The 24,633-nt window shown below is 44.2% G+C and carries 22 protein-coding genes; 12 read left to right on the forward strand and 10 right to left on the reverse strand.

Annotated features, from left to right (window positions below; genetic code table 11):
- Nucleotides 1-4 precede the first annotated feature (4 nt).
- The 5 genes from JEY82_RS15570 (at nt 5) to JEY82_RS15590 (ending at nt 7,128) form a co-directional block, all read left to right on the forward strand.
- Nucleotides 5-1,378: a glycosyltransferase family 9 protein gene (locus tag JEY82_RS15570; protein WP_304087285.1), complete on the forward strand. Its 1,374-nt coding sequence runs from the start codon at nt 5-7 to the stop codon at nt 1,376-1,378.
- A gap of 135 nt (nt 1,379-1,513) precedes the next feature.
- Nucleotides 1,514-3,352, forward strand: a complete 1,839-nt coding sequence (locus JEY82_RS15575; protein WP_304087287.1) for a flagellar hook-length control protein FliK — start codon at nt 1,514-1,516, stop codon at nt 3,350-3,352.
- Between the two features lie 22 nt (nt 3,353-3,374).
- A complete protein-coding gene (locus JEY82_RS15580; RefSeq protein ID WP_304087289.1) occupies nt 3,375-4,091 on the forward strand; it encodes a flagellar hook assembly protein FlgD in 717 nt (238 codons plus the stop codon).
- A gap of 39 nt (nt 4,092-4,130) precedes the next feature.
- Entirely contained in the window at nt 4,131-5,774 is a 1,644-nt protein-coding gene (locus tag JEY82_RS15585) for a flagellar hook protein FlgE (protein WP_304087290.1), read from the forward strand.
- A 481-nt stretch (nt 5,775-6,255) separates the two neighbouring features.
- Nucleotides 6,256-7,128, forward strand: coding sequence for a flagellin (locus JEY82_RS15590; RefSeq protein WP_304087292.1), 873 nt, complete (start codon nt 6,256-6,258; stop codon nt 7,126-7,128).
- A gap of 129 nt (nt 7,129-7,257) precedes the next feature.
- Here the strand turns inward: JEY82_RS15590 and rnc are convergent, their stop codons facing one another.
- The gene (gene rnc, locus JEY82_RS15595; protein WP_304087294.1) at nt 7,258-7,962 is read right to left on the reverse strand and encodes a ribonuclease III; all 705 of its coding nucleotides are present in this window, start codon (nt 7,960-7,962) and stop codon (nt 7,258-7,260) included.
- Nucleotides 7,963-7,995: 33 nt separating this feature from the next.
- Between rnc and JEY82_RS15600 the strand changes: the two genes are divergently transcribed.
- Complete coding sequence (locus JEY82_RS15600) at nt 7,996-10,104, forward strand: acetate--CoA ligase family protein (protein ID WP_304087296.1); 2,109 nt, start codon at nt 7,996-7,998, stop codon at nt 10,102-10,104.
- 26 nt (nt 10,105-10,130) lie between these two features.
- Nucleotides 10,131-11,198, forward strand: a complete 1,068-nt coding sequence (locus JEY82_RS15605) for a phosphotransacetylase family protein (RefSeq protein ID WP_304087298.1) — start codon at nt 10,131-10,133, stop codon at nt 11,196-11,198.
- Nucleotides 11,199-11,240: 42 nt separating this feature from the next.
- Here the strand turns inward: JEY82_RS15605 and JEY82_RS15610 are convergent, their stop codons facing one another.
- Nucleotides 11,241-11,864 (reverse strand): MBL fold metallo-hydrolase, encoded by a 624-nt coding sequence (locus JEY82_RS15610; RefSeq protein ID WP_304087300.1) that lies wholly within the window; start codon nt 11,862-11,864, stop codon nt 11,241-11,243.
- A gap of 120 nt (nt 11,865-11,984) precedes the next feature.
- On the opposite strand from JEY82_RS15610, the gene JEY82_RS15615 reads away from it, so the two are divergent.
- Nucleotides 11,985-13,139, forward strand: a complete 1,155-nt coding sequence (locus JEY82_RS15615) for an SGNH/GDSL hydrolase family protein (RefSeq protein ID WP_304087302.1) — start codon at nt 11,985-11,987, stop codon at nt 13,137-13,139.
- Between the two features lie 21 nt (nt 13,140-13,160).
- Here the strand turns inward: JEY82_RS15615 and JEY82_RS15620 are convergent, their stop codons facing one another.
- From JEY82_RS15620 to gcvH, 5 genes are all read right to left on the reverse strand, one after another.
- Nucleotides 13,161-13,925, reverse strand: a complete 765-nt coding sequence (locus tag JEY82_RS15620; protein WP_304087304.1) for an ABC transporter substrate-binding protein — start codon at nt 13,923-13,925, stop codon at nt 13,161-13,163.
- A 94-nt stretch (nt 13,926-14,019) separates the two neighbouring features.
- On the reverse strand, nt 14,020-15,411 hold the full coding sequence (locus JEY82_RS15625) for an NAD(P)/FAD-dependent oxidoreductase (protein WP_304087306.1): 1,392 nt from the start codon (nt 15,409-15,411) through the stop codon (nt 14,020-14,022).
- A complete protein-coding gene (gcvPB, locus tag JEY82_RS15630) occupies nt 15,398-16,843 on the reverse strand; it encodes an aminomethyl-transferring glycine dehydrogenase subunit GcvPB (protein WP_304087307.1) in 1,446 nt (481 codons plus the stop codon). Before gcvPB ends, JEY82_RS15625 begins: the two co-directional genes overlap by 14 nt.
- Complete coding sequence (gcvPA, locus tag JEY82_RS15635) at nt 16,843-18,174, reverse strand: aminomethyl-transferring glycine dehydrogenase subunit GcvPA (protein ID WP_304087309.1); 1,332 nt, start codon at nt 18,172-18,174, stop codon at nt 16,843-16,845. The genes gcvPB and gcvPA overlap by 1 nt, the downstream gene beginning before the upstream one ends.
- Before the next feature lie 92 nt (nt 18,175-18,266).
- A complete protein-coding gene (gcvH, locus tag JEY82_RS15640) occupies nt 18,267-18,647 on the reverse strand; it encodes a glycine cleavage system protein GcvH (RefSeq protein WP_092161928.1) in 381 nt (126 codons plus the stop codon).
- A gap of 305 nt (nt 18,648-18,952) precedes the next feature.
- On the opposite strand from gcvH, the gene JEY82_RS15645 reads away from it, so the two are divergent.
- The 3 genes from JEY82_RS15645 to folE2 all read left to right on the forward strand — a co-directional run bounded on the left by JEY82_RS15645 (nt 18,953) and on the right by folE2 (nt 20,931).
- The gene (locus tag JEY82_RS15645) at nt 18,953-19,624 is read left to right on the forward strand and encodes a methyltransferase (RefSeq protein ID WP_304087312.1); all 672 of its coding nucleotides are present in this window, start codon (nt 18,953-18,955) and stop codon (nt 19,622-19,624) included.
- Nucleotides 19,625-19,635: 11 nt separating this feature from the next.
- On the forward strand, nt 19,636-20,055 hold the full coding sequence (gene nikR, locus JEY82_RS15650; RefSeq protein ID WP_092161932.1) for a nickel-responsive transcriptional regulator NikR: 420 nt from the start codon (nt 19,636-19,638) through the stop codon (nt 20,053-20,055).
- 108 nt (nt 20,056-20,163) lie between these two features.
- The gene (folE2, locus tag JEY82_RS15655; RefSeq protein ID WP_092161934.1) at nt 20,164-20,931 is read left to right on the forward strand and encodes a GTP cyclohydrolase FolE2; all 768 of its coding nucleotides are present in this window, start codon (nt 20,164-20,166) and stop codon (nt 20,929-20,931) included.
- A 246-nt stretch (nt 20,932-21,177) separates the two neighbouring features.
- Here folE2 and JEY82_RS15660 read toward each other — a convergent pair whose 3' ends face one another.
- From JEY82_RS15660 to JEY82_RS15670, 3 genes are all read right to left on the reverse strand, one after another.
- Nucleotides 21,178-21,633 (reverse strand): DUF1499 domain-containing protein, encoded by a 456-nt coding sequence (locus JEY82_RS15660; protein ID WP_304087316.1) that lies wholly within the window; start codon nt 21,631-21,633, stop codon nt 21,178-21,180.
- Between the two features lie 104 nt (nt 21,634-21,737).
- Nucleotides 21,738-22,172, reverse strand: coding sequence for a rhodanese-like domain-containing protein (locus JEY82_RS15665; RefSeq protein WP_304087318.1), 435 nt, complete (start codon nt 22,170-22,172; stop codon nt 21,738-21,740).
- Nucleotides 22,173-22,457: 285 nt separating this feature from the next.
- Nucleotides 22,458-22,889: an Rrf2 family transcriptional regulator gene (locus JEY82_RS15670; protein WP_304087320.1), complete on the reverse strand. Its 432-nt coding sequence runs from the start codon at nt 22,887-22,889 to the stop codon at nt 22,458-22,460.
- A 242-nt stretch (nt 22,890-23,131) separates the two neighbouring features.
- Here JEY82_RS15670 and JEY82_RS15675 point away from each other — a divergent pair, with 242 nt between their 5' ends.
- A complete protein-coding gene (locus JEY82_RS15675) occupies nt 23,132-24,535 on the forward strand; it encodes an NAD(P)/FAD-dependent oxidoreductase (RefSeq protein ID WP_304087322.1) in 1,404 nt (467 codons plus the stop codon).
- Nucleotides 24,536-24,633 lie beyond the last annotated feature (98 nt).

The following is a 24,633-nucleotide window of genomic DNA, read 5'->3' on the forward strand; positions in this document are numbered from 1 at the left end:
GCGGATGGGGGATTTAATCCTTTCTTTTCCGCTTTTTCTGTGGCTTGAACGAACGTACCCCGGTCATCCTATATGGGTTGTTGCGGAGGAGACTTTTTACCGGCCGCTGATGCCATTAAGCCCAAAGGTTACTTATTTCCCTTGGGCGGGTTTAGGGGTTCTTCGTAAAGAAAAGTACGAGCTGATCATAAATTTAAGCATTCGCGAGCAAGCCGCGTTTCTTGCCGGAGAACTCGAAGCCGAAGCTAAATTCGGCCCCGTAATAGACTCCGAAGGAACTGTTCGTATCCTCGGAGACTGGCAGCTTTACCGTGCAAGTGTGGTGCAGAATAATAGGCATAACCGTTTTCATTGGGCTGATCTTAATGCACTTGATTGTATCCCGTTAAGCCGTATTTCAAAGACTTCGTGGTCCGATCCCCGAACCTTGCAGGGAGAGAGCGGTCGTATAGGTCTGTTTTTGGGCGCAAGTGAGGAATCCAAACGTCCCGGCGTAGAATTCTGGGCTAAGCTTTGTTCCGAAATCCTTGGACGGGGAATGAAACCGATTCTTTTCGGCGGACCTCATGATAAAGGACTCGGGGCAGATGTCGCCCATACTTTCGGCGGCCCCGTGCTCGATATGACAGGTAAGCTTAATCTCGGTGAGCTTGCCGCGGTCGGGCAGTCATTACAACTTTTTATTACTCCTGACACAGGACCGATGCATCTTGCGGCATGGTCCGGGCTTAAAGTGCTCAATCTTTCCATGGGGAATGTTAATCCTTGGGAAACCGGACCTTACCAGAATGATCATTATGTGCTGCGGTCTACTATGAGCTGTGCTCTTGGTTGCTGGACTTGTGTGCGGGACAGACTGCATTGTCATGATCCTTTTACTCCCTCGCGTATCGCAACGGTTGCAAAGAGTATGATTCGTGATGACCGGGCGGCTTTGCATAAAACAAATTTGCCGGGATTGCGTCTTTATTCTTCATCCAGAAGTGCCAGCGGGGTGTATAACTTACTTCATGTAAGTGGGCGCTCCGCAGAAGCCGGCGACAGGCTTGGTCAATTTTGGCAGGAATTTTTCGGCATGGCATTCGGGTTGTGGGACAGTCGCGGCGCAGATAAGATCTGGGCTGAAGTGATCGAGCAACAGCCGCTTCTTGCTCGAAAAATGTGTTTCCATCTGCCAAGGTTCGGTAAGGAGTTCAGCAAGGGGCTTGCGAATAGCGCTTCTCTTTCTGAAACATTCTGGAACTCATGTCCGCTAATATTACGTCAATTTGCTGGATATATTCATCTTTTACTTCAAAATAATGATTATGACCGGGCGTCATGGATTAAAGTTTTATCCCTCTATGAAAGACTGGCAGCTATTGTCAGCGAAAAGTAATCCACACTGAACTATTTTTCCCCGTAGGGAAGAAAGTACCCTCTTTTTTAGTTTTATCTTAATGTAAATGCCTGAAATAATGTGTTTTCAGTTTTGGCACGCCTTGTGAAAGAAGATGACACGAGGAGCTAGAAAATGAAAATACTTCCACATCTTGATCAAAGTACTCAGAACTTAGAAATAACTACAGACAGGACACCCCTGCTTGAAGATTCATATCGTTCATCAATGTTCGATGATTTTCTCTATTCAAGCAATAAGGCAGGTCTTGAAAGTGTCTATCAGCCAGTGCAGGAAGCTGTAGCTGACATTCGTTCTTCGTATGACGATGTGCCGTATAATGATGAGCTTCAAAGTGCCTCTGAGTATATAGATGAAACAGCTCGCGAAATTTCAGTTCAGTCCGTTGAAGAGCAGCCTCAAGAGCTTCAGGTCAGTCGTGAAGACTGGAATGAAATCAAGGAAGAGCTGACTGAATATGGTATCGATAAGAAAGACATTGCTGATCTGGAAGAAAAGGTAATGAGTAAGGGCGGCCTTACTTACGGAGAACTGGTCAGCGAACTTACCGGTATGATGCAGTCTGTGAAGGGTTTTAACTTAGACCCGGTTCAGCAGCAGAATATGCACTCTATTTTTGCAAAGCTCGGTTTCGCTCCTGATGAAGCTAAGGCTATGCTTGTAAGTATTTCCAAGGGAAATATGGGTGATGTTCTTGAGAAGATGCAGGCTAAGCTTGCAGCTCTTTCCGATTCTCAGTCTCTTCAGCTTTCTGAAGAGGAAACAAATACTCTGAATTCTCTTTTTAAACTTTCCGGTAAAAACAGCGCAAAGGTTGCCCAGTTACTTACGAAGGACGGTGCAACTGTAGGTCTTATCAAGCAGGGATTTTCTGTTTTAAAGGATGCTTTGGCTGAGCAGAGTGTTGCTCAGGATGCGAAGGATCTCAAGCTGGTCAAGACGGTAAGCTTTTCTCTTCAAAGTGCAATGGATAAGGCTTCAGATCAAACACCTGATACAGTTCGTATGGCCTCTGCAAAGGTAATCAGCGATTCGCTTGGAATAGGGAAGGACATCAGTGACAGCTCCAAGCCTGCAACGCATGGTGAGGCCGGTGATTCTGTTATGTCTAAGAACTCTAATGAAAACTCGACCGGTAACTCAACGACGAAGCAGAACGGTAACAGTGCGCTGAATTCAGAAAATAATTCCGGCAGCGGATTGGGTAATCAGGGTAAGGGTGGTTTTGAAGATAATCCTCAAAACAATCCTCAAAACAATTCTGCTGCAAACGATTCTAAATATACAGCCAAACATTGGCTTGAAAATATTCTTTCCGATTCCAACGATGTAAGCACTTGGAATGACTTTTTCGGCAAGCTCTCAGATGCTTCGTTATCAAAAGGCGAGTCTTCAATTTTGGGCGAAGGTTTTGGCGGGGGAGCCATGGGCGCTCTTAAGAATGCAGCTCATGCCACTCAGTCAGGAAAAACCACTGGAATGTGGGAAAAAACTGCCCGGTCAAATATTCTGGAGCAGGTCCAGCAAGGGGCTTTTAAGAACTTAGGACAGGGAAAATCACAGATTACCCTCACGCTGAACCCTCTTGATCTTGGTACTGTCAACGTTATGATTCAGGTTAAGAATAAGGAAGTCCAAGCGACCATCAGGGCAGAGAATCCTGAGACCGCAAAGGTCATTGCAGAACAGCTTGAAACCGTTAAGTTAGCTCTGGAAGAACAGGGGCTTAAGGTCGATAAGCTTGAAGTTCAGACCGGTATTGCAGACAGAGAAACACAGTCTTCATGGAATGGAGCACAGGATCACAACAGTGCCCATTATCAGGAAATGATGGCCGGAATGAAGAAGCGTTGGCAGGCTTTACGAAACGGCGGAACCTCTTTGGCCCAGGATATGCAAAATATAGAGCATACGGCAACTATTTCCCAAAGCGGTCTACACATAGTCGCTTAACGAAAAATAAGAGGTAAGAGTCATGGGATATGTAGGATACAGCAATATATTAGGCAGAGCGGAAGCCGACATGGCAGCCAGCAATACGCCGCAACATAAATCTTCATTGGGTACAGATGACTTTTTAAAGCTTCTCTTGACCCAGATGCAGAATCAAGATCCTGCAAATCCTATGGAAGACAAAGAATACATGGCGCAGATGGCGCAGTTTTCCAGTCTTGAACAGCTTACTAAGGTTAATAAGAATCTGGAAAGTATGTCCGGCAATCAGGCTCAGGAACAGATGGTTTCAGCCGTTGGCTTCATAGGTAAAGAAGTCAAGGCGGAAGGTTATTCCCTGAGTCGCTCAGACGGAAAAATCAGCAAGGTCTTTTACGGACTTGGTGAGCCTGTAGCAAACGCATTTATCAATATTTACGACAATGACAAGAATCTTATCCGGACAGTCCAGCTCGGCTCTAAAGCTGAGGGAACCTACGAATTTGAGTGGGACGGAAAGGACTGGTCTGGAAAGGATGTATCGGATGGCGTCTACAACATCGCAATGGCGGCGGAAGATGCCAATGGCAAGCCGGTAATGGTTAAGACAGAAGTAAGTGGAGAAGTTACAGGTGTCGTTTCAGAGGGCGGTCAACAGTTTCTGCACCTTAAAGACGGTCGTTACATCAACTTTCTCAATATTAGAGAAGTTGTCAGTCCCACGGTTGTTCCTGAAACTCCTGACGGAGATTCAGCTTAAAAACAACCACGAGTCAACGGGACTTAAAGGAGGTTTCTCATGGGTTTATCAGCATCATTGTACTCAGGTATCACAGGACTACAGGCACACGGCGATAAGATGTCTGTTCTCGGTAACAACATTGCAAACGTTAATACTGTCGGTTTTAAAAGTGCAAAGATGCATTTTGAAGACGCTATCAGTCAGGATATGTCCACTGCGACCGGTATTGCTCAGGTTGGTCGCGGCGTTCAGGTAGGGGCAATTTATGCCGACTTCGCACAGGGTTCATTTGAGACAACTTCTGAATCAACTGACCTTGCAATCGGCGGAAGCGGATTCTTTATAGTAAAGCCTAAGGAAGATGAATCTACTTATTACAGCAGAGCGGGTAACTTTCGTTTTGATAAAGACGGTTACCTGACTGATCCGCATGGATACGTTTTGCAGGGATGGCAGGTTCAGAAATCATCCGGCGGTATTGCGACCGGAGATACAACGACCGCATCTAATGCAGTAAGAACTGTAGGTGTTCCAACTGACATCAGATTAGAAAATTTTCAGTCTGCCCCGCTGGCTACCAGCCGCGTCAATATGATTACCAACCTTGATTCCGGGGATGCAAGTCACGCAACAAGCGCGACCAATCCATATTTCTCATTATTTGAAGCGTGGGATGGCACCGCAGATCCACCACTCGGTGATTCTCTTTACGGGTATCAGTCGACTATCAAGGTCTATGATGCCAACGGTTCTTCTCATAATGTAACAACTTATTTTGATCAGGTTACACTCAGTAATGCCGGTGGTAAAAAGGTTTGGGAATTTATTGTTACCAGCCAGCCTAACGAAGATGGACGTCTTGTCGACGGAACTTCATCTTTTGCGACAACTTCCGCTGCCGGGCTTCTTATGACCGGAACCATGACTTTTAACGCTGCCGGTGATCTTACTGGAGTTTCGGCTTTCACACTTAAGAGTGGAGTAGCCGGAACTGATCTAAAGGATTTGTCAGAGTGGAATCTGGCTAACTTTTCTCAAAATGGTCTTCCGGTTCTGACAGCTAACTTTCTGTCAACTTCAAACGCCAGTTTTACTGACTCAGTCAGTCCGACTACGATTGAAATGAACTTTGGTCTGAGTAATCAGGATCTGTCAGGAAGTGGAATTACCAAAGGGTGGAATACTGGATCAGCTATAATCTCAAATGCCGGTCAGCTGGGAACAGATATTACCGATGTCAGCCGGATACCTAATTTTGGTGAGGTTGAGAAAAGTGCACTGTCAACAACCAGTTATAGCACCGGTTCAACCACATTATTCCAGTCTCAGGATGGATATACCGCAGGATTCCTGCAGAATGTATCTGTAAGCAGAGACGGTGTTCTGACAGGGCGATATTCAAACGGACAGATACTTGAATTATATGTTTTAACTCTTGCCGACTTTAATAATAGATGGGGACTTCGTCGGGAAGGTGGTAACCTCTTCTCTGAAACCAGAGAATCGGGTGACGCGTTGACCGGCTTGCCGAATAGCGGTGGTAAAGGGTCAATTGCTTCAAACTCCCTTGAGGCTTCAAACGTTGACCTTGCAGTGGAATTTGTAAATATGATTACCACCCAGCGCGGTTTCCAGGCGAACTCGAAGGTTATCACAACAACCGATACAATGATGGGTGAACTCATCCAGCTCAAGCGCTAATAGTCACTAATGTGTCCTGATAAGATGCTGAAAATATAAGAAAGCTCCTTTCTTACAACCTCCGCAGCCGGGAATGACTCCCCTGGTTGCACAGGTACCAGTAATCCTCGCTCCCGATCGTGCCGTATCGGAAGCGGGGATTATTTTTTTTTTGAGCCTGCCGGAATACTGACTCTTGCAAATGATTCATATCTCACCCGTAGTCTTTTTTATTAAACTATCCATATTTACTATTTAATATAAAAACATCAAAATCAGATGTTTATATCGTTTTTGCGTTGTGAATTGGTGTAGGGAAAAAATTGACATGTCCCATCGCGTACTGTCAGTAAAAATTGACCGATATTGCTCTTTTTTTGAAGTCTAGACTTTATCTATGCTTATAAGTCTTTATATTAGTTAGTAAAAGTGCTTTTGGCATTACCGTTGCTTTATGTTGGTTAACAAAACGGATTTTTGTGAACAACAAGGAGGTTCAGATATGTCCTTAGTCATTAACCACAACCTTATGGCCATGACCGCCCAACGCAATCTCGATACAGCGTACGGCAATCTCGGCGTCTCCACCCGGCGCCTTTCATCTGGCTTGAGAGTCGGAACCGCAGCTGATGATGCTGCCGGACTGGCAATTCGCGAACTTATGCGTGCTGATGTTAAATCTCTGAATCAGGGTATGAGAAACGCCAATGACGCGATTTCCATGATTCAGACCGCAGACGGAGCATTGCAGGTTATCGATGAAAAGCTCATCCGCATGAAAGAACTTGCAACTCAGGCATCTACCGGTACTTATAACTCCGATCAGCGCCTGATTATTGATTCTGAATTTCAGGCAATGGCATCGGAAATTACCCGTATTGCAAACGCAACAGATTTCAACGGAATTCATCTGTTAAACGGTAACCTTTCCGGAGCGGCTTCTGCTCATAACGGTAATGGGTTGCACGCAACAGGACCTATGAAGGTTCACTTCGGAACAGGCAACGATTCTTCTGAAGATTACTATTATATTTCAGTCGGCACTTCCACAGCCTCTGCTCTCGGTGTAAACACCGCGATTTCGACTCAGGCTTTGGCTCAGCAGGCTTTGGATAAGATTCAGCAGGCAATTATTTCAAAAGATAAGATTCGTGCGAATCTCGGTGCTATGCAGAACAGGTTGGAAAATACTATCACCAACCTTTCAATTCAGGCTGAAAACGTTCAGGCATCGGAATCTCGTATCTCCGACGTCGACGTAGCAAGCGAAATGACTGAATTTGTTCGTAACCAGATTCTCACACAGGCCGCGGTGGCAATGCTGTCACAGGCTAACTCGCTACCGAAGATGGCAATGCAGCTCATAGGCGGATAACGCTTGACATATTGGGTGACGATTAAGGACTGTGGAGATGGCTGATCACCATCTCCCGGTCCTTGACCTTTTTTAAGCAGATAAAAGCAAGACGAAATCAGAAGAAGAATTGAAGGCAGTCTAGAATAATCAGTCTTCAGTTTTTTGAGAATTTAAGTAAACAATTGCAGTTGCAGCCGCTGTCTGTTCAGCTTTTTTCAGACTTGTCCCTTCAGCCTCAAAAGTTTTTCCACTCGGAAGATTTAAGACTACCTGAAATATTTTTTCATGCTCAGGGCCTTTGGTACCTGTAAGCATGTATGTTGGTCGTTCTTTAAATATATCCTGTGTTATTTCCTGAAGTTTGCTTTTAAAATCTTTAGAAGTTTCAATTTTGAAAGTTTCAGGCCATTTATCTTCAAACAGTCTATGGATGAAGCTACAAGCCTCAGGATATCCGCCATCAAGGAATACAGCTCCTATAACAGCCTCCATTGTATCCGCCAACAGAGAAGCTCGCAGCCTGCCGCCTTGAGACTCCTCTCCTTTGCCAAGTCGCAAAAAGTAATTTAATCCCAATTCAAGGGCGATTATTGAAAGACTTTTTTCCTTAACCAGTTTAGATCTAATTTTGGTTAACTGTCCTTCATGAGCTTCTTGAAAACGCTTGAAAAGTTCTTCGGTTACGCATAATTCAAGAACTGCGTCTCCTAAGAATTCGAGCCTTTCATTATCTTCACACGGTTCAACCTGCTCATTTGCCCATGAACTGTGGGTTAATGCCGTGGCTAAATGCTTGACTTGCGAAAATCGATAGTGGATACATTGCTGGAGGCGTAAGTACTCTTCTTCCATAAAAACCTGCTTAAATTTATAGTAAAATTAAAAATGTATTCTTATTCTTCATTAGAGGCTCTATTTGAGCCGATATCTATCGCCATTATCGGGGCTACCGCAGATGCGGATGACCCCGGCACCATTGTTGCGTCTAATCTTCTTGCCTCAGGATATAAGGGCAAAATCTTTCCAGTCAATGCCGAAGGTGAAGAAGTTCTTGGAATAAAGGCTTTTTCTTCAATTTCCGAGATTCCCCGTTTTACCGATTTGGCTGTTATCTGTCTGTCTCCTGCGGAAGTTCTCGGTGCTGTAGAAATGCTCTGCGAACTCCCTGTTCGCGCCGCAATAGTAACGAGTTCCGGCTTTGGAGAGACAGGACGCGAAGGGTATATCCTTGAGCAGCGTCTTGCCAAAATCGCTAAAAAAACCGGTATGATTATATTAGGACCGAATTGTCTCGGGCTTATGAATCCAACTTTGTCACTTAACGCAAGTCTGTCTGCAGATTACACGAAGCAGGGAAACATTGCATTTTTTTCTCAATCCGGAGCTCTTTGCAATACAGCATTGGACTGGGCCAACAGCGAAGGGGTCGGTTTTTCTAAGTTTATAAGCCTAGGCAACAAGGCTGTTCTCAGCGAAGCCACAATGCTCAGATACCTTTCTAATGATCCTGACACGAAAGTTGTCGTCGGTTATTGTGAAACTCTTGAAGACGGACAGGACTTTTTACGGGTAGCTTATGATGCCACCTGCAAGAAACCTTTGATCTTACTTCGCGCAGGAGGGACTTCCGCCGGTGCAAGGGCGGCATCCGCTCACTCAGGAGCTTTAACAGGAACAACAAGCGCATACAATGCTGCTTTCCGTCAAGCCGGTGTTTTACAAGCTGTTGATATCGAAGATATGTTCAATCTCGCGCATGCTTTTTCCTGTCAGCCTCTTCCAAAGGGTGGCAGTGTTGCAATTGTTACTAATTCAGGTGGACCTGGAATTATTGCTGCTGATATGTGCGAAAAGGGCAGCCTTACAGTTTCGCGTCCTTCCAATGCCACTATTGATAAGATGAAAGGCTTTCTAAAGCCTTATGCAGCACTGTACAATCCTATTGATATGATTGGTGATGCGACATCTGAAACATATGCGAAGACTCTTAGAGCCGTTATTGAGGATGATGCTTTTGATTCTGTGCTGGTAATTCTTACCCCTGCCGCGAATATTGTTGCTGAGGTGGAAAAAGTTGCCGCTGACATACTTGTTGCAGCGATGGATTCTTCGAAGCCGATTGTTGCCTGTTTTATGGGGGGGCATTCTGTTACCGGGGCAAGAAATTTACTCCGTGACGGAGGAATTCCGTGTTATGATTTTCCGGAAGCCGCAGTCAGGAGCCTTGACGCCATGACTCGCTGTCACAGATGGCAGAATAAAGATTGGCCCATTGAGGTTTGTTTCAGGCGGGATATTTCGAAAGCGCAAAGCATCGTAGCTAATTCCAGAAGAATCGGTCTGATGGAGCTTGTCGAGCTTGATGCACAGCATCTGGCTTCGGCTTATGAGCTCCCGGTTCCCGAAACTGTTCTGGCCCGCACATCTAATCAGGCAGCCAAGGCTGCTAAACGGATCGGATACCCTGTGGTTCTTAAAGTTGCTTCGCCGCAGATATCCAGAAAAGAAGAGCTTGGGTTGGTTGTTACGGATCTCAATACTCCGCAGGAGTTGCGAAGGGCCTTTTTAGAGATAACTTCCCGTGCCGCCAGAAGATGTAAAGATGCCTATATTACGGGTTGTCTTGTTCAAGCCATGGGACCGAAAGATTCGCATGAAGTTATAATTTCTTTCAGGCGTGATGCCCAGTTCGGACCGCTTATCCGGTTCTCTCTTGGTGGCATTCACGCTGATATGCTTGGTGATGTTTCATCAAGACTGGCTCCTCTCGCTCTTAACGATGCACAGGAAATGATTCGCGAAATAGCGGCGTATCCTATTTTGCGCGGAGCCAGATCCGGAGCCGCAATAGATTTAGGGGCGTTGGAAGATATATTGCTCATGGTTTCTCAGATGGCATCAGATCTACCAGAGATTCAGGAAGCAGAATTCAGCCCCGTTATTGTGGGACCGGATGGGGCGGTTGTCGCCAATATGCGTATGACCATCGGTTAAAATTTAAAATTTAAGGAGTAACTTTCATGCCCGGTTTATATATAGGCTCCACCAGCGGATATTCCGGTAAGAATATGATCGTTATGGGACTTGGTCTGTATTTTCAGAAAGCAGGCGTCAGTCTTGGTTACATGAAACCGGTTGGAGCTATTCCAGTTGAAGTTGACGGGTGTCTCGGCGATGAAGACGCTTTTTTTCTTCAAGAGGTTTTAGGTGTTTCCAACCCGGCTAAAGTAGTTACTCCGGTTGTAGTTACTCATGATTTTAAGGTTCAGGCTTTTAATGGAAGATGTGAAGACCATGTTGAGCCTATTGTTCAGGCTTACGAAAAAATAAGCGCGGACAAAGATCTTACTCTGGTTGCAGGGTCAGGTTCCATGTATTCCGGCAAATATTGCGGGGTAGACGGGGTTCACCTTGTTAAAACTTTGGGAATTAAATGCGTTGTTATTGATAGATTTCAGAAAGAGTTGAACTACGACTATCTGGTGGTACTCAAAGAAACCCTCGGTGATAATATGATCGGGGTTATTCTGAATGATATTCCTCCTACTTTTATGGATGAAATAACCTCACTCATTAAACCTTTTCTTGAAAGAAAAGGAGTTAAAGTGCTGGGCGTAATCCCTAAAGACTCGCTCATGGGAACCATAAAAGTTTGTGATCTTGCAGAGCATCTGGGTGGTAAGATTATTTCGGCTCATAGTAAAAAAGATCAGCCTGTGGAAAGCTTTTTGATTGGAACTATGCAAGTCGAAAATTTTATGACTCATTTTCGTAAGCATCGTAATTCCGCTGTGATTGTAGGCGGAGACAGATCAGATGTTCAGCTTGTTGCACTTGAGGGAGAATGCCCCTGTCTAGTGCTGACCGGAAATCTTTATCCGAATGATATTATTTTAACTCGTTCAGAAGTTTTGGGGACTCCAATCATTGTAGTGAGGGATGACACTTTTTCTGTAGCGAAAAAAATGGAAGATATCCTTTCGCGTCATAAACTGCGTGAACCAGCCAAAATCAAGCACGGAGTTGAGCTTGTTGAGTCGCATATCGACTTTGCATTTATTAAAAATGAACTCGGGCTCAAATACTAGTTATTACTCAGCCCCGCACGGCATGCCGTGCGGGGCTGTTTTTTATGTAAAAAGCGGATTGTTTTTCTTTTCGTGAATGACTGAGGTCATAGGGCCGTGGCCTGGATAAATTTGTGTTTCGTCCGGAAGAATGAATATTCTGGTTCTGATGGAATTCAATAAAGTCTCGCTGTTTCCGCCGGGAAAGTCCGTTCGACCTACAGCTATCATGAATATTAAATCTCCGACGAATACACAGCTAAGTGCCGGGAAAAAAAATGAAAGACTGCCGATGGTATGACCGGGCGTGTCGAGTACCATCATTGGTTGATCAAATATAAACTGTTTTCCGGGTTTCAGGTCGGTTACTTCGAAGTCTAAAAGATGTGGGAATTCTTTTGATCCTCCGTATGAGAAAGACACGTCGTTCAGGTAGTGATCTTCGATGTTTCCATAAATCTGCGCTCCGGTCATTTTTTGAAGCTCACTCACTCCTCCGATATGATCTAAATGCATATGAGTCAGGTAGATAGATTTAAGATTGAGATTTCTGCCTTTGATCGTCTCTAAAAGGGGTTGCGGCTCCGGAGCACAGTCTATTACAATTGCATCTTTGCCGGAGGTCAGCAGGTAACAGTTTGTTTCTAGAGGGCCGAGAACAAACGTTTCAACTGTAATATTTGTCATTTTTACAAACTCTTGACTGTGTGTCGGCAATAAGGTGAATTAAAATTAATGTTCTGGAAAAAATAACTTTTCAACAATTATTCAGGATTAAAGATGCTTTACTTTTTAGGAAACTGTCAAATGGATTTCCTCAGTCGCGCTGTTAGCAAACTGGGGTATGACTGCGTGTATAAAGTGTTAGCTTCACCTTTTACATATAACAGTTCTCCCGGTATTATTCCGCAAGAGTTACTTGATAAAGATGTAAATCTTGGACTTGCAGATTTTTATCATGACCGCAGTCTTTCCAACCAGTTTGAAATGATTTCTTCTGCTGAGCCGGAACCGGAAGCTATTGTAATTAATCTGTTCCATGAAAGCAGTCCACTTTTTATTAATAGGACCCAGAAATATATATTCTTTATTGATCCTAAGGCATGGACATATCATCCAGATCTTGAGGAGTGGATGAAAGCTGGATTCGGTATGATTCAGGTAAATCCGTCTACCTATATGAAGCGATACGAGGAAATGCTCAAGAATATTCGCGAAAAATTTCCTTTGGTGCCTATTCTGGTTGTTTCAAGACTTTCCCATTTCCCGGCGTTCGGTCCCGAACCTTATTCGTATCTTGAGGGATGGAACGATCTGTGGAAGTACAGCGGTGCAATATTTAATCGCTGGGAAAATAATATTTCTGATTTAAATGTCGTTGATATGGACAGAGTTTTTTCCGGAATATGGGCTTCGTCCGAGAAGAAAATTGAAGCTCACTGTCCCTTTTTGAAGTTTAAGTTAGCGGAAGAAAATAATGTGGTAACAGGTATTCATGCCAGCCGTGACATTGAACATGTAGGTTCAATGTGGCCTGTTTTAGCAGCTAAGATAACAGATTTTATCGAGAATGGTAAAATCTGTTATTCCGCAAACGAAGTGAAACCGGATGAGTGGAATCATCCGTGGCAGCCTGAAAAATATTCTGAGGAAGAGCTGCTCAAAATGCTCGCATCAGGAGCAAATTATCTATGCGCTAGCGCAATAGGTAAATTTTTTGTTAATCTTGAGAAGGATTATACTACGTTGTTAGTCAGGACGGCTGAATACACACCAGTATGCCACAACACATTGCATATGATTAAAACATATGGCCGAATCTGGAGAAATCCTGATCTTTCGCAGTGGTGTCAGGCACATCGAAAAAATGTGATTGCGTTTACCGCAAACGGGCCGCTTTATACAGAGGACTACTTGCAACGGTTGGACGAAGTAGAAAAATACGCCTTGGGAGAGATTTAAACGGTTAGGGCTGCTTGAAGGTTACTGCGCTTCGTGCGCAGCCTGCATCCCGAATTTATTTAATATCAGTTGAAGTTCTCCTGTCTTTTTCATATTTTCCAGTTCCTTGTTGAATTTTTTTACAAATTCAGGAGGAGCGAATTCTTTGGAAAAACCAATGTAGTAATTTATATCTTTATTAGCTCCTGCGAACTGGATGTTATCAAGATTTAGTTTTTCGATCATTGCAAAGCCTACCTCTTTATTGGAATAGACTGCATCAACACGGCATTTAGAAAGTTTTTTGAAAGGCGCTATGTCGTCTGGAGTTGTATCAATACTGATTCTTCCTCTGAGTGGCTTACTTATTTTTATGAGCTCATTTGAGGTGTTTGAAGGGCCGTATACCCCTACGCGTTTGCCTCTGAGGCTGTAGATGTTTTTATAATTGATAGGTGTGGTTGTGCACTCAAAAAAACCATACTCTGTATTAATAATCGGAGGTGAAAATATTATCCATGATTCTCTTTGTTTATTTTTTCCTATTAAAAAAATAGCTTGCACTTCACCTTTTTTAGCCATGCTCTGCGACCTTCTCCAAGGTCGCAGTATTATTTCATAGTCGGTCTCCAACTTCATACATATTTTTTTAATGATTGCCGCACCGGGGCCTTGGACTTCACCATTTTCTAAATATGAAAAAGGTGGGAAATCCTGAGTGGCGAAAGTTATTTTGTCTTTCGCATTTGCAGGAAGAGGTGAGAAACACAACAAGAGAGTCATAATTGCGAATATTATTTTCGGCAAAGGATGCTCCTTAAAAGAAAATCCCGCTGAAGATTAGTCTTCAACGAGATTTAAAATAACATTTGGAGCAGTCTTCCGCAATGCTGCTTTGAAATTATTTAGGGGGTTGTTTCTCCGCTTTCAAAGCACCTAGCAAAGCTTCATCAAGTGAAGGATGTGGAAAAATTACTTTGTGGAGATCTTCTTCAGTCCATGCCTCTTGAACAATCATAGCAGCAGCAGTCGTGAAGCCGGACACATGGTGTCCGACAGCGGTAATTCCTGTAACTTTATCATCCAGCCATACCACTTTCACAAAGCCTTGAGTTGCGGCATATGATTGCGCAATGGGATTGGCTACCAGTTGGAACGAAGATACTTTTATCTCACCTTTTCCTTCAAGGTCGGTGACCATCTGTCCGACACGCATGGTTTCGGGTGATCCATAGAGAATTGAAGGGATGGGGGCATGAGTGTACGGACCTTTGTCTTTTCCGGTAATTCTGCGCACAACATATCCGGCTTGATGGCTGGCTGCGTGAGCAAGAAGAGTTTTACCGTTCAAGTCTCCGATCGCATAAATATGCGGTGCTGCTTCAAGGTTTTCATCAACTTTCACAAAGCCTGGACCTACGGTTGAAGCTCCGCAGTTCTCGAGACCGATCTCTTTTGAATTAGGACGTCGTCCAATGGCAATCAGGGCTTTATCCGCGATTATTTCATCACCGTCTTCGGTGCGCAAAACAGCTTTGCCGTTTTCAGCAGTGACGGATTTTACTTTCACGCCCAGTCTGATGTCCCATTTATGACGCTTGAAAACAGAGCGCAACGTTTTGGAGACTTCGGGATCTTCATACACAGCTATTCTGTCAAGAGCGTCCACGATTGTAATTTTCGTTCCGGTTCTATGGGCAATTTGAGCCATTTCTAAACCGATAAAACCTGCTCCGATGACGAGAAGTGATTCAGGCATTTCAGTGAGTCCAAGAAAGCCTGTGTTGTCTAAAACCGTCTCATTGTCAGGCTCGAGTCCTGGGAAAACAGTGGGATGCGAACCTGTCGCCAGTACAAGGTTTTTATATTCTAAAATAGCGGTTTCGTTCGGGTGGGAAACTTCTATTTTACCTTGTTCAATGATTTTTGCGGTAGCAGGGTAGAAATCAATTCCCAGGGCTTTAAGCTTTTGCGCCATCGCTTTACGGGTTGCACCGATAAAGCGGTCTTTTTTTGTGCAAAGAGCTTCAAAATTTATTTTTATTTCACCTGTCGCAACTCTCGCTTTGACCTGCGCAGCAAGGTCTTCAACCGGAGAGGTTGCGCCAAGATAAAGTTTTGTGGGGATGCAGCCTACATTCACACATGTTCCGCCGAGAAGATCTTTTTCTACCAAGGCAACTTTGATTCCGAATGTTGCAGCTTCTGTTGCTGCGTCAAAGCCGCCCGGGCCGGCTCCTACGACCACGAGGTCGTAGGAGCGGATTCCGGTTGGTAAATTATTTAATGTCATCAGTGATCACCATGTCGCGCGCAGCTTTTGTTTCATCCAGTCTACTGACTGGAAGAGTAACAGGGGCGTTCTTGATAAAATCAGGATTTTGGTTTGAAAGCTTTGCGATTTCAATCAAATCATTAATGAATAGGTCGAGAGTTTCTTTACTTTCAGTTTCAGTCGGCTCAATCATCATACATTCCTTAACAATAAGCGGGAAGTAGATGGTAGGGGCATGATGTCCCTTGTCGAGAAGAGCTTTTGCCACATCCAGAGCGCGTACTCCGTTTTTGGCTTGATTTACTGCTGAAAGAACGAATTCGTGCATACAGATGCGGTTGTAAGGAATCTCAAAGTATTTTTCGAGTCTTTTGCGCATGTAGTTTGCATTGAGAACAGCATTTTCAGTTGCTCTGATAAGACCTTCGCGGCCTAGGCGGAGCATGTAGGCGTAAGCTTTTAGGTAAACACCGAAGTTGCCATAGAAAGGAGCTACGTATCCGATTGACTTTGGAGCATCGTAGGAGAGGTAATACTGACCGTCTTCAAGTTTTTTCACTCGTGAAATAGGCAGGAAAGGAGTCAGTTTTTCGCATACACCGACAGGCCCGGAACCGGGACCGCCTCCGCCGTGAGGTGTGGCGAGGGTTTTATGCAGATTTAGATGAACAACATCAAATCCGGCATCACCTACGCGCATTTTTCCCATAACGGCATTCATGTTTGCGCCGTCATAGTAAAGAAGAGCGTCTTTATCATGAATCATTTTGACAATTTCAGGCAGGTGTTTTTCGAACAGACCCAAGGTGTTAGGGCAAGTCATCATAACCGCTGCGACTTCATCATCAAGAACTTCAGCGAGTGCTTCGGGGGTGATGATTCCGTCATGTGATTCAACAGACACAACCTCGTATCCGGCAATTGTTGCTGATGCGGGATTGGTTCCGTGAGCTGAGTCAGGACATATAATTTTAGTTTTCTTATTGCCTTTATCTCTATGATAAGCGGCTATGAGCATTACACCGGTCAGTTCGCCGTGTGCTCCCGCCATGGGATGCATGGTGAAGTCAGCCATACCGCAGAGTTCACTCAGCAATCTTTCGGTCTCGAAAATAACTTCGAGCGCCCCCTGACAAAGATGGCCGGCACCTTTGAGCTGGGAGATTGCCGGATGCAGTCTTGCGAAACCGGGTAGGGCGGCAACCTGCTCTGTGAATTTAGGATTGTATTTCATTGTGCATGAACCAAGAGGATAGAAATTGGAGTCTACCCCGAAGTTTTTCATGGACAATTTAGTGAAATGACGAACCACATCAAGCTCGGAAAGGGAAGGCATGCCTGAGCCTTTGCGCAGCAGTTCAGACGGAATATAGTATTCTACCTTGGTTGCGGGTTTTTCAGGCCACACACCTTCACGTCCGGGTACGGATTTTTTGAATACGGTTCCCATTAGAGTTCCCCCCGCAGTATTTCAGCAAAGATGCCGATTTGTTCTTCTGTGGTTTTTTCAGTGCATGCTACGAGCAGTTCGTTTTCAAGTCCTTCGTAGTAGCGTCCCAGCGGGAAGCCGGGGATGATGCCGCGTTTTGTAAGTTTGTCGATAACTTCAAAGGCGTTAACCGGAAGAGTTATTGCAAACTCGTTACCGAACGGGCCTTTAGTGAAAAGTTCCACTCCGGGAATGGCGGTGAGTCTTTCGGATGCGTAATGAGCACGCTCGATTGAAAGCAGCGCTGTACGATGCAAGCCTTCTTCACCGAGCAGGCAGAGATGGATCAGAGTACGAAGTGCGCATAATGCCTGATTAGAGCAGATGTTCGAGGTCGCTTTGTGTCTTCTGATGTGTTGTTCTCTTGCTTGAAGCGTCAGAACATAACCAGTCCTGCCTTCACTGTCTTCAGTACGTCCGGCTATGCGTCCGGGCATCTGACGAATAAGCTCTTTGGTACAGGTCATGATTCCAAGGTAAGGTCCACCGAATGAAAGAGGCTGTCCTACACTCTGTCCTTCCGCAACAGCAATATCAGCGCCCATCTCGCCGGGTGTCTTTAAGACAGCCTGCAATACTGGATAGGTCGACATGATTGCAATAGCTTTATGTTCGTGGGCCGTTGCAAAAAGGTTGGTGAAGTCATTCACTGATCCGAAAAAGTTGGGATTCTGAACGATTACGGCGGCGGTATCGTTATCGATTGCGGCTGTAAATGACTTGATGTTTGTACGGCCGTGATTGTGCGGTACTGTGACAAGTTCAAGGTTCAGATTGGTTGTATATGAGTCGAGCATAACCCTGTAGATGGGGTTGAGTGCTTCACTCACGATGATTTTACGGCGTTTTGTTTTGCGTACAGCCATGAGGGTTGCTTCGTATAAAGCTGTACCACCGTCATATACAGACGCATTGGCATAATCAAGATCCATAAGTCTTGCCATTGCAGTCTGGTATTCAAAAATGGCCTGCAAAGTTCCTTGAGAAGCTTCGGGCTGATACGGAGTATATGCTGTGTAAAATTCGCTGCGGGAAACAAGTGCATCAACTGCGGTAGGGATGAAGTGGTCGTAAAATCCGGCGCCGAGAAAACTTGTGAGATCTGTGGTATTTCTTGCAGCCAGTTGTTCCATTTTTTGCAAAACGGCCATTTCGCTGTTGCCTTTAGGAAGGTTAAAGCTTTTAGGTCTTAGTTCTGCCGGAATTTCAGCAAACAAGTCATCCACGGAGTTTACGCCGATCACTTCAAGCATTTCCCGTATTTGTTCCGGGGAATGGGGTACGTAAGGCATTTAGTCCTCCGATGAAAAAGTTACTTCCCCGCATGCCTAAAGCGGCTGGCGGGGAAGATTCAGTTTATTATATAATGTATGATGTGTCCGGATTAGTGGGCATCTTCTTCTGTTACTTCCTGATAGGCTGATGCGTCCATAAGATCTTCAGTAGGTCCGGTGATTTTGACTTTGATCAGCCAGCCTTCTCCATAAGGATCGTCATTCACTTTTTCAGGAGCGTCTTCAAGACTCTCATTTACAGCGATTACCTCACATGCAACTGGTGCATATACTTCGCTGGCAGCTTTAACCGATTCGATAGAACCGAATTCGTCTCCAGCTTCAAATGTATCTCCTTTCTGCGGTAACTCGATGAAAGTGAGATCGCCAAGCTGTTCCTGAGCAAAGTGAGTGATACCGATGGTTCCGTTTTCGCCTTCGACTTTGAGCCATTCGTGAGATTTGGCGTAAAGAAGTTCCTGAGGGATCATAAAGCCTCCTCTATGAGTGCTCTTGATTTAAGTTATTTTGAGTGGTCCTTTATAAGGACTTTCTTCTGATAGCATTCCTGCTTAAGAAATAAAAGTCTTACGGATAGAGTAATTCAAGATAATTACCTTATAAAATTAGCCGACAAAGAAAAAGTATAAATTTTGTCTAATTGGTAACCAATATAACCGTGTTACTCTTGCTTGTCTTTTGACGAAGAAAAGCATACGCAAAGGAATATAGTCGCTTTTCGTTGTTTATGAAATGTTCATGAAATAATAAGTTATTTTTTTGGGAGTAGCCCTTAATGGATTGGGTTTCAGGTGATAGAGAAATAATTTCAGTCAGAACCGCAGGTCGTGATTGGAAGATTGAAAGAACTGCCGATCTTGAGAGTTTATGGAACTCTATCGGTGAAGATGATTTCGGTGATGACGAACGTTTACCGTATTGGGCAGAGCTTTGGCCCGCAAGTGTTTTGCTCGGTGAATGGCTTTATCGGAATCGTTCTTTAATTAAAGGTAAGAAGTGTCTTGATCTTGGATGCGGCCTTGGTTTAACCGCCATTATAGGTGTGTCGCTCGGGGCAGAAGTCGTTGCTTTCGATTATGAATATCCTCCCCTTATTTTCGCAAAAGGTAATGCCGTTCTGAACGGAACGACTCAGCCGCTTTGGTTGCAGATGGACTGGCGGGAGATGGCCTTAGCTGAGAATTCATTTGATTATATCTGGGGCGGTGACATTCTTTATGAGAAAAGATTTTTTGAGCCGCTGGAAAAATTGTTCAGGCAGGTGTTAAAACCTGAAGGAACTATATGGATGGCTGAACCGGTGAGAGATGTTTCAACTCCCGTCTGGGAGCGGCTTGAGAGTCTTGGCTGGAAAACTTCTTTACCGCTGACTGAAAAAGCAGCCTGCTGTAATGCTGAAATGACTGTTAATATTCGGGAAGTTGTTCCCGGCATATCTAATATATAAGGAGGACTAAAATGGGTAAAACTATACGTTTCGGGGTTTCTCTAGATTCAGATTTGCTGGAAAAGTTCGATAAGCTTTGTGATGAAAAAAGTTATCAGACCCGTTCTGAGGCAATCAGAGATCTTATTCGTAATATGCTTGTTGAAAAAGAATGGGATGAGACTGACGGTGAAATGGCCGGAACTCTTTCTCTGGTTTACGATCATCATCAAAGCGGTCTTTCTCAGAGACTCACCGAGTTGCAGCATGACAGCCATGGCATGATTTTGTCCACGCTGCATGTTCATTTAGATCATGACAACTGTCTGGAAGTTCTTGTTCTGAAAGGTGACGGCAAGGAGATCAAAGAACTTGCTCACAGGCTTATTTCTACCAAAGGAGTCAAGCACGGCAAGCTTGGTCTGACTACCACCGGTGAAACTCTCGTTTAAATTTAAAGTACTTTAAATATTTTATAAAATTATCAGCATGGATACCCGTACGACAGTTTTGCGGACGTATCAAATAAGGCATCAGCGCTGTGATGCCGATGGAGTAAAATGGAAGACGTTCAAAACGGTCCCTCTCAAGTAGCCATGTCAATCGACAGAGTCGGAGTTCGTGACCTTACCCTGCCTCTGGTCGTGCGGGATCGTGCATCAAAAAGCCAGCATACAATGGCTAAAGTTACTCTTTCGGTAGATCTGCCGGCCCATTTTAAGGGTACGCATATGAGTAGGTTTATTGAAGCGCTTGAAGATTGGTCCGAAGAACTGGACTATAAAAGCTTCTTTAATCTTCTCAACGATATTTTAAAAAGGCTGGAAGCTAAGAGTGCTCATGCAAAACTTTGTTTTCCCTATTGTTTGAAAAAGACTTCTCCTGTCAGCGGACGTAAAGGGTTCATGAGTTACGACTGTTCCGTTGAAGGAGAATTGATCGGCGGGCATCTGGAGTTTACTCTCGGTGTGAAAGTTCCAGTAATGACCGTTTGTCCCTGTTCAAAAGCAATCAGTGATGAGGGCGCGCACAGTCAGCGGGCGGTCATACATATTAAAACGCGTTCGAAAGGGTTTGTCTGGATAGAAGATCTTATAGAAATAGCGGAAGCTTCAGGTTCCTCTCAAGTTTACTCACTTCTTAAAAGAGAAGACGAAAAATATGTGACTGAAGATTCTTTTGCAAATCCTACGTTTGTAGAAGATGTTGTTAGGAATGTTGCTAAGGGTTTAGAAAAACAGCCTAAAGTAATATGGTATAAGGTTGATGTAGAAAGTTTTGAATCAATTCATAATCATTGTGCCTTCGCAAGTATTGAAAAAAAATAAATCGTGATTATATTATAAGTACAGGAGGCAGAGGGGAAAGGTCCCCACCTGTCTCCGACATCAGCCGCTGTTGCTTCCTTGAAATACAGGTCGAGCGATGGCGGCGAACTTTTGTAGACGACTGAAAAGCTTCCGATTACTTCGTTGCTGCAAAAACCTCAAATTATCACGTATTAAGAATACGTTTCGAGTTTGAGGTTTTTTTGCGCCGCCTACGTGGTGGCAGTTTGTGTTATGGTTGAGAGACTATTGTTTTTTTTCGAAGATGGTTCGCAGCTTTTCAATTCTTTTTTTGTTGGCGGATAAATCCGAGTATCCGATACGTGAGGCTGAACGGACCTCTATTTTATTATTGTCTTTATCGTAAAAACATTCCAGATCATCTACGAAGCGCATAATATTGCTGGTAAATTCAGCGTGAAGATAAGCTCCTTCCAGCTTTATCACTTTGCTTCCATCCATTTGTTTAATGCTTTCCTGAAGATTTGCCATTACTGTAGCAAGTTCGCCATGTGCTTTCAGTGGGGCTATTTTGTGATTTTCATCTGATGCTTGTGATGAAACACAATTGGGGCTGGACGGGCATGCTGAAAATTCTCCGTTTTTAATGCCGAGATTTTCAGGTTTATTGGCGGAGCAGGCTGATATGAAAACAATTGCCAGCAAAGCTAAGACACAAAGTATAATTAATTTGTATGTCATGTCAGAACTGTAGTTTATTTTGTGTGAGGCAGGCAAGTTTTGCTATAAAAAAAGGGTCGGCAGGAAAACCTGCCGACCCTTTTCAGTTTTATGTTATCGATAATTTATTTGGATTCAACCGCGTGTTTCCAGCCGTCCTGACCGTCCGTCAGGATAAACAGGCGGTAGGAAGGGATTCCGTTTGCGTTAAGGTAATCAACAGTGCGCTCAGCTCCGCCTTGACCGCGCGGACAGATAACTACAACAGGCTGTGTTCCTGTTTTAAGGTCTAGAATGGGTGCATCAAGTTTAGCTTTGTCTGAACTTGATTTAACGGGATAGGCGCAAGTTTGAATAGCCCCTTTGATGTGGTGAGCTTTGAACTGGTCTGCAACCTGAATGTCAACGATTGCGATTGCGGCACTCTGATCAAGAGCATTCTGCAATGAATCTCCATTCATGTAGTTATATTGGTCTTTCATGGCAAAAGCAGAGCTTGCAAGAATCAGGATCATAAGAATTGCTGAACATACGCTTAAAACTTTTTTGGGAGCGAACATAATATTCTCCTTTGGGGTTATGAACAGAGTTAAGGCCGTATGTATAAGTATCTGGACTGAAAAGGTCTAATATTTATTATTGATTGGTTTATGCTTTATGTGTCTGATTTTCTGATAACAGAGCGCGGGCAGCAATAAGTTTCGAATCTTATCGGGTGTAGGCAGTTCAAATGCGAATTGTTTAGATAGAAATAGAAGCTGGCTGAATGAAAGCAAAGAGAGTTATAGCGCAGTCCCAACCGTGCAGGCCGGGACTGAGTCAGTGAGCTGAGTGGAGACTGGTTTTTAAAAAGGTTTGGTTTTAACGCAGAAAGAACCTTCTTTCAGCATGTCAGATATACTTATTTCGTCCAGAGCGGCGTACATTGCTTTGCTTGCTTTGATCCAGACTTCACGAGTCGGACAGTCCTCTATTCTTTGGCAGAGATTGTCGCTTGCCAGACATTCAACAAGTCCAGCCTCACCTTCAAGACTTCTGACAATAGCACCTACGGAAATCTCTTTCGGGGTCATTGCCAAGGTGTGCCCGCCGCCGGGGCCGCGTTTGCTGGATATGAATCCTGCTTTTTTTAATTCGCGGATAAGTTTTTCAAGATATTTGGTCGAGAGTCCCTGACGCTGAGCAATGTCGCTGATGCGTACGGGGCCATCTTCGCAGTGCATAGCAATATCGAGCATCATTCTTGTTCCGTATCTGCTTCTGGTGGTCAGTCTCATGTCCGTTCCTTGTTGTTTTTATCAGCATTAGGAAAGTAACGCTGTCCGGTCAAGTGCCGAGTGTCCGTTAAATTGGTTGTGACGATAAGATGTTTTTTGTTTTGTCGATAGTAGTATTCCTTTTGATCTTAAAATTTTTTTTATAATAGTTGCTTTCTTGATTGTGTTTAGCTAAAAGCGTATATTGGGATGTTTGCGCGTCTTATGTTGACGCTGATAAAAAGACCAATCTGGAGAAAATTATGTGCCCGAACAGTACCGGGAAGAAAGAGTTTGATGTTATTATCGTTGGCGGTGGACCAGCCGGTCTTTTCGCTGCGTATCATCTTGGCGAGAATACGGACCTTGATGTTCTGGTTATCGAAAAAGGAAAGCCTTCCCTCAAAAGAAATTGTCCCATAACCGGAGATCAGGAGTGCATTAAGTGCAAGCCCTGTAATATCCTTTCCGGTGTCGGCGGGGCAGGTTTGTTTTCTGACGGTAAACTTAATTATATCCATAAGCTCGGTAAAACTGATTTAACTCAGTTTATGTCTGTTGCGAAAGCTAAAGAGCTTATTGATGAGACAGAAGTTATTTTTAATCGCTTTAACATGGACGGGAAAGTATTTCCTACTGACATGGAAGCTGCGAAAGAGATTCGTAAGAATGCCCTTAAGAACGGCATTGATCTTCTTCTTATTAAACAAAAGCATCTTGGTAGCGACAATCTTCCCGGTCATATTGCGGCAATGGCGGAATATGTCAAAGGATGCGGTGTGACATTTCACACTTCGGAAGAAGTTAAAGATATTTTGATTGAAGACGGCGCTCTTGCCGGGGTTGTTACCAGCCGTTCTGAATATCGCGCTAAGAATGTAATTCTTGCTCCGGGAAGAGTCGGTTCTGAATGGATGGGAACTATTGCCAAGCGGCATGATCTTGCTATTACTCAGCGTGGTATTGAGGTTGGAGTGCGTGTGGAGGTTCCAGCAGATATAATGCGTGACCTTTGCAGTGTTATTTATGACCCCACATTCTTTATCCGTACCAATACATATGATGATCAGGTCCGCACATTCTGTACGAATCAGGGCGGTTTTATCGCGCTTGAAAACTATCAGGATTTTGTTTGTGTTAACGGGCATGCTTACATGGATAAAAAGTCTGAAAATACAAACTTTGCGTTCCTTTCAAAAGTAGTGCTTGAAGAGCCTGTTACCGATAATCACGCATACGGCGAGTCTATAGGTAAGCTTGCAACTATTATCGGTGGCGGAAAGCCTATTCTTCAGCGTTTCGGAGACTTGAAGCGTGGTCGTCGTTCCACATGGAATCGTGTTCACAACAGTTTCATTGAACCGACCATGAAGAATGTCACTTGCGGTGATATTGCAATGGCACTTCCTGAGCGTATTGTAAGAAACCTTATCGAAGGTCTGGAAAAACTTAATGAAGTTGTTCCGGGTGTCGCAAATGAAGAGACACTTCTTTATGCGCCTGAGATTAAATTTTTCTCAACACAGGTTGAGACAAGTAATATGCTTGAAACTGCTTACGAAGGTCTGTTTGTGGCCGGAGATGGCCCGGGCGTAGCGGGGAATATTGTTTCCGCTTCTGCAACAGGACTCATTCCGGCTAAGGAAATTGCCCGCAGAAATAACTGATCCTTTTTAATCTTCAAGTAACCGCGGCTGGTTGTCGTGTGTTACAAGTGAATCATATAGTCCGCCGGATGTGTTTAGCATCCGGCGGACTTTTTTGT

This window comes from Maridesulfovibrio ferrireducens (assembly GCF_016342405.1).
In the GTDB taxonomy this organism is placed as follows: Bacteria; Desulfobacterota; Desulfovibrionia; order Desulfovibrionales; family Desulfovibrionaceae; genus Maridesulfovibrio; species Maridesulfovibrio ferrireducens_A.